We start from the raw sequence: 8,291 nt of genomic DNA on the forward strand, positions 1-8,291 counted from the left end.
TCTCCTAAACTCATTACAAATTCACTATTAACGATAAAAAAAAATGAACGAACTGCGTAGCCTAGAAATAATGGACACTACCCTAAGGGATGGTGAACAGACTTCTGGGGTAAGCTTTAATTCCGAGGAAAAATTAGGGGTTGCTAAATTACTCTTGCAATCTCTAAAAGTCGATCGGATCGAAGTAGCCTCAGCCAGAGTATCAGAAGGAGAATTTAAGGCAGTACAGCGAATTACCAAGTGGGCAGAGGAAAATAATTATCTGGACAAAGTGGAGGTTTTGGGTTTTATTGATGGAACTGCCTCTTTGGATTGGATTCACGCAAGTGGAGCCAGAGTGGTAAATTTGCTTTCGAAAGGTTCGTTAAAGCACTTACAAGGACAGCTAAAAAAGGCACCTGGACAACATGTGCAGGATATTAAGGATGCTATTGCTTATGCCAACAATTTAGGAATTAAAGTGAATTTATATTTGGAAGATTGGTCCAACGGAATGATTTCTTCGAGAGAATACGTTTGGTATCTTTTGGATGAATTGCAGCACGAAAATATTCAACGTTTTATGTTGCCCGATACCTTGGGAATTTTGAATCAGGTGCAGGCTTTCGATTATTGTTATGCCTGCAGGGAAAGATATCCGAAATTGCACTTCGATTTTCATGCTCATAACGATTACGATTTAGCGGTTGCGAATGTTTATTCATCGGTTTTGGCCGGAATGAATGGAATTCATACTACCGTAAATGGTTTGGGTGAAAGAGCTGGAAACGCTCCTTTGGCTTCCGTAGTTGGGGTGATTAACGATCATTTGACACGGAAAATAAATGTTGATGAGAATAAAATCAATCGCGTAAGCCGAATTGTAGAAACTTTTTCGGGAATACGAATTCCCACCAATAAGCCTTTAGTAGGCGAAAATGTATTTACACAAACCTGTGGCGTGCATGCCGATGGCGATTCGAAGGACGATTTGTATTTTAATCGTTTAATGCCGGAACGCTTTGGACGTGAGCGTAAATATGCCCTTGGAAAAACTTCCGGGAAAGCGAATATTAAAAAGAATCTGGAAGAATTAGGAATTACTTTGGAGGAGGAGACCATGAAATTGGTGACCCAGCGAGTAATCGAACTAGGCGATAAAAAAGAAGTGGTTACCATTGATGATCTGCCTTACATTGTTTCGGACGTTTTGAATCAAACCATGGAGGAAATGCCGATTCAGGTGAAACATTACTCCCTGTCTTTATCCAAAGGAATGCGCCCTTTTGTATCCATTAATTTAGAGGTGAAAGGAAAAATGTACGAAGGAACTTCCTCGGGCGATGGACAGTACGATGCTTTTATGAATGCCATTTGGGGTATTTACGACGAATTGGGCAAAGATCGGCCTATACTTACCGATTATTTGGTTCGAATACCACCGGGAGGAAAGACCGATGCATTGGTGGAAGCTTTTATTACCTGGAATTATAAAGGGAAGGAGTTTAAGACCCGAGGATTGGATCCGGACCAAATTGAAGCAGCAATAAAGGCAACGTTGCGAATGCTTAATTTAATTGAGCAACACGATAATGCACATAGTGAGCAGTTGGCCGAAAATAAGAATAAAAACTAAACATGTATAATTAGATGTTGAGGGAATTAGGTGATCTCAAATCTGATAGCGCACATCTAAAGATATTACGACAAAATGAAGTATAAAATAGCAGTATTGGCCGGAGACGGAATTGGTCCGGAAATCGTTGCGCAAGCAAGAAAAGTTACTGATGCAATTGTTGCAAAGTTTGGACACGAATTGGAGTACACCGAAGCTTTGGTAGGTGCTGTTGCAATTGATGAAGTAGGCAATCCTTACCCTGATGAAACGCACGAATTGTGTATGAATTCGGATGCGGTTTTATTTGGAGCCATTGGACATCCTCGATTCGATAACGATCCAAGTGCAAAGGTACGTCCTGAACAAGGTTTACTAGCCATGCGTAAAAAACTGGGTTTGTATGCAAATCTTCGTCCGGTAAATACTTTTAAATCGCTAATTCACAAATCTCCATTGAAAACCGAATTGGTGGACGGTGCCGATTTTATGTGCATCCGCGAACTTACCGGGGGGATTTATTTTGGTCGCCCGCAAGGACGAACCGAAGATGGACAAACTGCTTACGATACTTGCGTTTACTCTGCAGATGAAATTGAACGTATTGTTCGTTTGGGTTTTGAATATGCAGGAAAACGCCGCAAAAAACTGACTATTGTTGATAAAGCAAATGTATTGGCTACCTCAAGATTGTGGAGAGAAGTTTCGCAGCGAATAGAGCCGGAATTTCCAGATATTGAAGTAGAATATATGTTTGTAGATAATGCTGCCATGCAGTTAATTACCTGGCCAAAACGTTTTGATGTAATGGTTACCGAAAATATGTTTGGGGATATCCTTACCGATGAGGCGAGTGTAATTTCCGGATCTATGGGAATGCTGCCATCTGCATCTATTGGCGTTCACACTTCTGTATTTGAGCCAATTCATGGTTCTTATCCTCAGGCTGCAGGTAAAAATATTGCCAATCCGTGTGCTACGGTTCTTTCTGCTGCCATGATGTTCGAATACGCATTTGGCTTGATGAAAGAAGGCGCTTTAATTCGTGAAGCAGTTGATAAATCATTGGAAGCCGGAGTAGTAACCGAAGATATTGCCGATGGTAAAAAGGCTTACTCAACAAGTGAAGTGGGAGATTGGCTGGAAAATTACATTCAAAATGCTTAAGAATACTCGATATTAATACACAAGCAAAGTGAGAATAAGCCTGAAGGAATTGGTTACTTTCAGGCTTATTTATTTTAACAAAAAAAGGGGGACGAAATGTCAGAAGAAATTTATTATCCGCTAATGGCGGATATTGTTAAGGCAAACAGGCGGGTTCAGGAGGTTGTGTTGGAAACTCCTTTACTCAAAAACTTAAATCTATCATCAAAAAACGAAGCAAATATTTATCTGAAAAGGGAAGATCTGCAACAGGTTCGTTCCTATAAAATCCGCGGAGCATACAATAAAATTTCCAGTCTTTCGAAAGAGGTCTTAGACAAAGGAATTGTGTGTGCCAGTGCGGGAAACCACGCTCAGGGTGTGGCATACTCCTGCAATAAACTAAAATGCTTCGGGAAAATCTACATGCCCGAAACAACTCCCAGTCAGAAAATTAAACAGGTAAAAATGTTTGGTGGCGATCAGGTGGAAGTAATTCTTACCGGCGATACTTTCGATGATGCGGCAGCAAGAGCAAATACCGATGCTTTGGCTTTGGGACAAACCATTATTCACCCTTTCGATGATCCTAAAATTATTGAAGGACAGGGAACTATTGGCTTAGAAATTTTGCAACAGTTAAATGAGCAAATTGATTATCTGTTTTTGCCAATTGGTGGCGGAGGTTTGGCTTCTGGTGTTGGTGCATGGATCAAAGAATTTAGTCCGAATACAAAAATTATTGGTGTTGAACCCGAAGGTGCTCCTTCCATGAAGATGGCCTTTGAAAAAGGCGAGAATGTAACTCTGGAGACCATCGATCGCTTTGTAGATGGTGCTGCCGTGCGTAAAGTGGGAGATCTTACCTGGAAAATCTGCGAAAAGGTTTTGGATGGTATTGTGGTGGTTCCCGAAGGTTTAATTTGCTCTACCATTCTGCAAATGTACAATGAGGATGCAATTGTGGCTGAGCCAGCAGGAGCATTGTCTATTGCGGCCTTGCAATTAATGGCCAAAGAAATTAAAGGGAAGAAAGTAGTTTGTGTGTTAAGTGGCAGTAACAACGACATTACCCGCATGGAAGAAATCAAGGAAAGAAGCTTGCTGTACGAAGGTTTAAAACACTATTTTATGGTTCGTTTCCCACAACGTTCGGGAGCGCTAAAAGAATTTGTAAACGATGTGCTTAGCACTGGCGACGATATTACCCATTTTGAATATTACAAAAAGAGCAGCAGGGAAAAAGGCCCGGCAGTAATTGGTATCGAGGTACAAAACCCTTCCGATTTACAACGCCTGCAAGACCGAATGACCGAGCGCAATTTTATTTTTGAATACCTGAACGATAAAACGGATTTGTTTCAGTTCATAGTATAAGTGCCGTTGCATGCATGTTTTGATGTATCCGTAGGGCCGTTGCATGCAACGGCTTTTATGGAAGCACAATTAGTATTTCATTTACCATTTTTCCGGATTGGAACGAATGTATTCCTCAATTCTGTTATATTCTTCCTGATTTCTAATTATTCTTTCATGGAAACGGGATAACCAGCTAAAAGACTTGGAATCATTTAATCCGCACCATCGTGTTAGTGCAGATTTGTAGGATCTGATTATGGCGGATAAGCTTCCCGATTTTGGTGATATGGAAGCCATGTATTCGTTTTTATTTGATATATCCGTAGGGACGTTGCTCGTAGGGATCTTGCATGCAACGCCCTTACTGTTTACGATTCCTATTATTCCGTGGATATGATCTGGCATAATTACGTATTCGCCCAATTCAACATTCGGAAAATGTTGAGGGATCTCCAGCCAAAAGAGCTGTGCCTGCTTCCCGATTGCAGACAATTGCATTTCCTTATTCCTAATTTCGCCGAAGAAATATTCTCTGTTTTTTGTGCAGATGGTCACAAAATACCAACCTGTACTGGTGTAATCGTAGTTTCTTTTTCGGATAATTTTACGATTGGGATGCATCGATCTTTGTTTGGTTAGGTTTTCTTCTTTTTTTTTGATGTATGGTAGGGACATTGCATGCTTGTATGGATCTTGCATGCTTGTATGGACATTGCATGCTTGTATGGATCTTGCATGCAAGATCCTTACGGTTATTCTTCATTTTTTAAAAACAGCATCCTTAGCCATATTACGTATTAATTTAGATGTGGGGCGTTTGCAAGGTTTTCTTCTTCTTTTTTAAGGATATTGCATGCAATGTCTTTTATTTCTTGCGAAGAATCGGGTTCTGTGAGAAGTTAGGGGTGAGATTATCCTGGCTTACTCGACTGTGTGGCGTTATTTCAATTTTTTCGGATTTTTCAAGCTTTTCTTTTCGTCACTTTTTAAACGCCTATCTATTTTGCTAACATCTTCTTCTGGTGATAGATTTTCAGGTTTAATACCACGTGATATTAAAGTATCTCGTACAGATTTATTGTTAGTAATATGCTCTTTAGAAATTTGGCTTTCAGTTTTCATATTATTTCCTTTAGCATTGAAAATAGTAATCTCTGTTGCAAAATCTTTTGCTTTTAAGAGTATTGTTGGCATAAAGTCTGCCAATGGCTTATTTGTAATACCCCATTTATCTTTCATTTGCTGAGTTGTCTTACCAAATAAAGCAGCGTCTCCCTTACTTCGTATAAGTGAAAAATTCTGATTTCCTCCAGTCTGTTCAAATATTACTTGTGATAATTCTTTTTCCGTAGCCTTTAATTTCTCTCTCGCTTGAACCCTTTCATGCTCAAGAATCTTTTTTTCTATGAGTTCTGCTTTTCTTGTTTGTACAGCGAAATACCGTTGTGCAAAAGCAATTTCTTCCTTTCTTGGATCTCCGTTCTGAGCTGCTAAATAACAGGCATAACGTGTTAACATTATGTCTGGAATTTCTTTTTCTGCACCCTTTGGCATTTGTATCGTTTTCCCGACGTCAGCAAAATGATCAAGTATCTCTTCCCCTGAAAGTTCGCAAGCTGTTTTTGCTTTAGAAATAACACTCTGGAAATTATCCCATTTTGCGTAAGATAATAAATGTTGTAAATCTCTTGCCATCCAAAACTCTACACCATCAGGAGTCTGATGTGCATATGATTCAAAATTTTCAGTCAAACTATATATTATAGATGTTTCCATGTTCTCTATGCGATTTAGATTATTTCGTTCTAATTTTTATCAACACCAAATTTAGCAAAATTTCGGAACCAGATAAAATCTCTAAGTTTCTGTGCTTTAATGCCACACAACGGTGAACTAGATGTGTAGTGTGCCATTAGAAATCAATAATCTTTCTAAATGTCACAGAGCCAAATCAGAGATTTTCAGAGTAACTTTCAAATTCAGACTCTGTCAAATCTCTGATTTAGCGAAGCTGCTAGAAACCTCTGCTGTTCGTGTGACAGCCAAACTGGCACATTACATATGCTAGATTGTGTGTGCCTTGAATGGTAAATTTAGTAAAAGTTCTTTTATGTAGTTAAATATTATGAAACGTCCATATATAAAGCTTTATACACACAGGGAGATGATTATATGGTAAGTTCCATATGGCAAAAATATAAAATAATAATCATATGAAACGTCCATGACAAAGGTGTTTTGACACACAGGGAAATGATTATCCTAACATGGTAAGTTCCATATGGCAACTAAAAAACAAATAATAATCATATGAAAGAAAGTCCAGAGGGTGTAAGTCCCTTATGCACTAGGTTGACTCTCAGAAGCATTAGTCCCGAAATTTGGGAGCAAAGTGGTTGGGCTACGGCGACGCCCTCTCGAATACTTTACTATAAAATGATTTTACGAGTCATTGCTCAGAGTCCAATTTTGAGAACGACCATTACACTTGAAAGGTTGAAGAAGCGAGGTTATGAATCGATGCTCGACATTTACAAACAAATCACGCCTGTTAGACGTGATTCTTTATTCCCCACAACTTAACGAACCGCTGTATACGAGACCCGTACGTACAGTGGTGTGAAAGCCTCTCCCTGCTAGTGATTACTAGCGGGGCGGGCTATTCGATTACAGGCTTTACTTTTTTAATTTTCATTAATCGAATCCAGAATTTCCACTATTTTTTCATTCTTCACAATATACATTCCCAATCGCTCATGAGAAACGCCTTCTTTGAGTAAATATTCATAAAGTGGAACATTTTTAACAAGTTTTGAATCGAAGTAATTAAAAGCTACAGAATCGATCTTGTCAATTTCTTTAGCAACTTCTGTAATATGAGTCGAAATGCAAAAACTAGAGTTTTTAATTTTAGCAAATGCCTTAATTATAATAAGAGAAGCATCAAATGCGTCTTTTACGTTCGTTCCTCTGAATAGCTCATCAAAAATCACAAACAATCTTTTCTTATCTTTTATTTTTAATGCAGTCTCCTTAACTCTAGTTACTTCACTATAGAAGTGACTATATCCTTTATCCATATTGTCAGACAAATTAATGGTTGTAATTATTCCATTATATACCGTAGTTGTCAAACTTGAAGCTGTTACAGGAAATCCAAGGTGTGAAATATAAACAGATAAACCTAGAGACTTAAGAAATGTAGATTTTCCAGCCATATTTGGACCTGTTAAAAAGCAAAGATTATTATCTTCCGTGAAATTAAAACTATACGGAACGGCATTATCAAGAAGTGGGTGATATAGGTTCTTAATTGTCAAAGTCGGCACAGAAGTTTCAACATATTCTGGATATGATAGATTCTTATTATTAGCAGTTTTTCCTACAGAATTATAAGCATCAAGTTTGTAAAGAACTTTAATCAAATTCAGCAATTCGTTTTTATATTTATCCCTAAATAGATAATCTAATCGGTTTAAATGTCTGTTTTTTATTTTGTTTTTAATTTCCGCAAGAATATCAAAGTCTTTTTTATCAATAAATCCCGATATGAAAGTAAAATCATCTTTTAATTTAGTTGGAATATCAAATTGCTGAATGTCATTTACAAATTCTTTCAAATAAAAGAACAAGTGTTTGAGTTGTAAAATGCCTGTTTGAATGATATAGTAATCATTGTTTGGTTTTAACTTATATGATAAATCTTGGAAAAAAGCATCTAAAACATTGTCTTTTAAAGGGGATATATTCAGTTTACAGTAACAATTTATAAAATCGAATTGGCTTTCATTAAAAACTAAGTCTATCTTATAATCTGAGAAAAATTTAATTGAACTTTTTCTGTTTATAAGTTCTTGTAAATCGGTTGTAGGATTGCCCATTATCCTCATTAAGAAGTCTCGACCGCCAATCGTATTTGTACAGTCATAGAAATTGAAAATAGATTTAGTGGATTTTCCTCCTCCAAATATTTCTAGGTCTTTTATAGTTTGTTGGTCAAGTTCGAATTTCATGGAGTCATTTGATGTATATTTTCTTGTCTTTGTATTGCCTGTAACGGCTGATGGTCGAGTAGGCAAAGGGAGTCTCACCCTAAGCCTCTCACAGAACCGTGCTTGATAGTCTCCCATCACACGGCTCTTGTTATACAAATCTATGCGTTATGTTAGTAAAAACCTAGTTGCCATTGATA

At 37.8% G+C, this 8,291-nt stretch carries 6 protein-coding genes; 3 read left to right on the forward strand and 3 right to left on the reverse strand.

Annotation, left to right across the window (positions count from 1 at the left end):
- Positions 1-43: 43 nt before the first annotated feature.
- From BZG02_RS20170 to ilvA, 3 genes are all read left to right on the forward strand, one after another.
- On the forward strand, positions 44-1,615 hold the full coding sequence (locus BZG02_RS20170; protein ID WP_101263557.1) for an alpha-isopropylmalate synthase regulatory domain-containing protein: 1,572 nt from the start codon (positions 44-46) through the stop codon (positions 1,613-1,615).
- A 75-nt stretch (positions 1,616-1,690) separates the two neighbouring features.
- Positions 1,691-2,761 (forward strand): 3-isopropylmalate dehydrogenase, encoded by a 1,071-nt coding sequence (leuB, locus tag BZG02_RS20175; RefSeq protein ID WP_101263558.1) that lies wholly within the window; start codon positions 1,691-1,693, stop codon positions 2,759-2,761.
- A gap of 96 nt (positions 2,762-2,857) precedes the next feature.
- Positions 2,858-4,117, forward strand: a complete 1,260-nt coding sequence (ilvA, locus tag BZG02_RS20180) for a threonine ammonia-lyase (protein WP_101263559.1) — start codon at positions 2,858-2,860, stop codon at positions 4,115-4,117.
- Between the two features lie 81 nt (positions 4,118-4,198).
- On the opposite strand, the gene BZG02_RS20185 is transcribed toward ilvA, so the two are convergent.
- The 3 genes from BZG02_RS20185 to BZG02_RS20200 form a co-directional block, all read right to left on the reverse strand.
- Positions 4,199-4,798: a transposase gene (locus BZG02_RS20185; RefSeq protein ID WP_218972313.1), complete on the reverse strand. Its 600-nt coding sequence runs from the start codon at positions 4,796-4,798 to the stop codon at positions 4,199-4,201.
- Between the two features lie 240 nt (positions 4,799-5,038).
- Positions 5,039-5,875, reverse strand: a complete 837-nt coding sequence (gene dinD, locus BZG02_RS20190) for a DNA damage-inducible protein D (protein WP_101263560.1) — start codon at positions 5,873-5,875, stop codon at positions 5,039-5,041.
- A 908-nt stretch (positions 5,876-6,783) separates the two neighbouring features.
- A complete protein-coding gene (locus BZG02_RS20200; protein WP_101263562.1) occupies positions 6,784-8,229 on the reverse strand; it encodes a MutS-related protein in 1,446 nt (481 codons plus the stop codon).
- Between the last annotated feature and the right edge of the window lie 62 nt (positions 8,230-8,291).

Source organism: Labilibaculum filiforme, assembly GCF_002843315.1.
In the GTDB taxonomy this organism is placed as follows: domain Bacteria; phylum Bacteroidota; class Bacteroidia; order Bacteroidales; family Marinifilaceae; genus Labilibaculum; species Labilibaculum filiforme.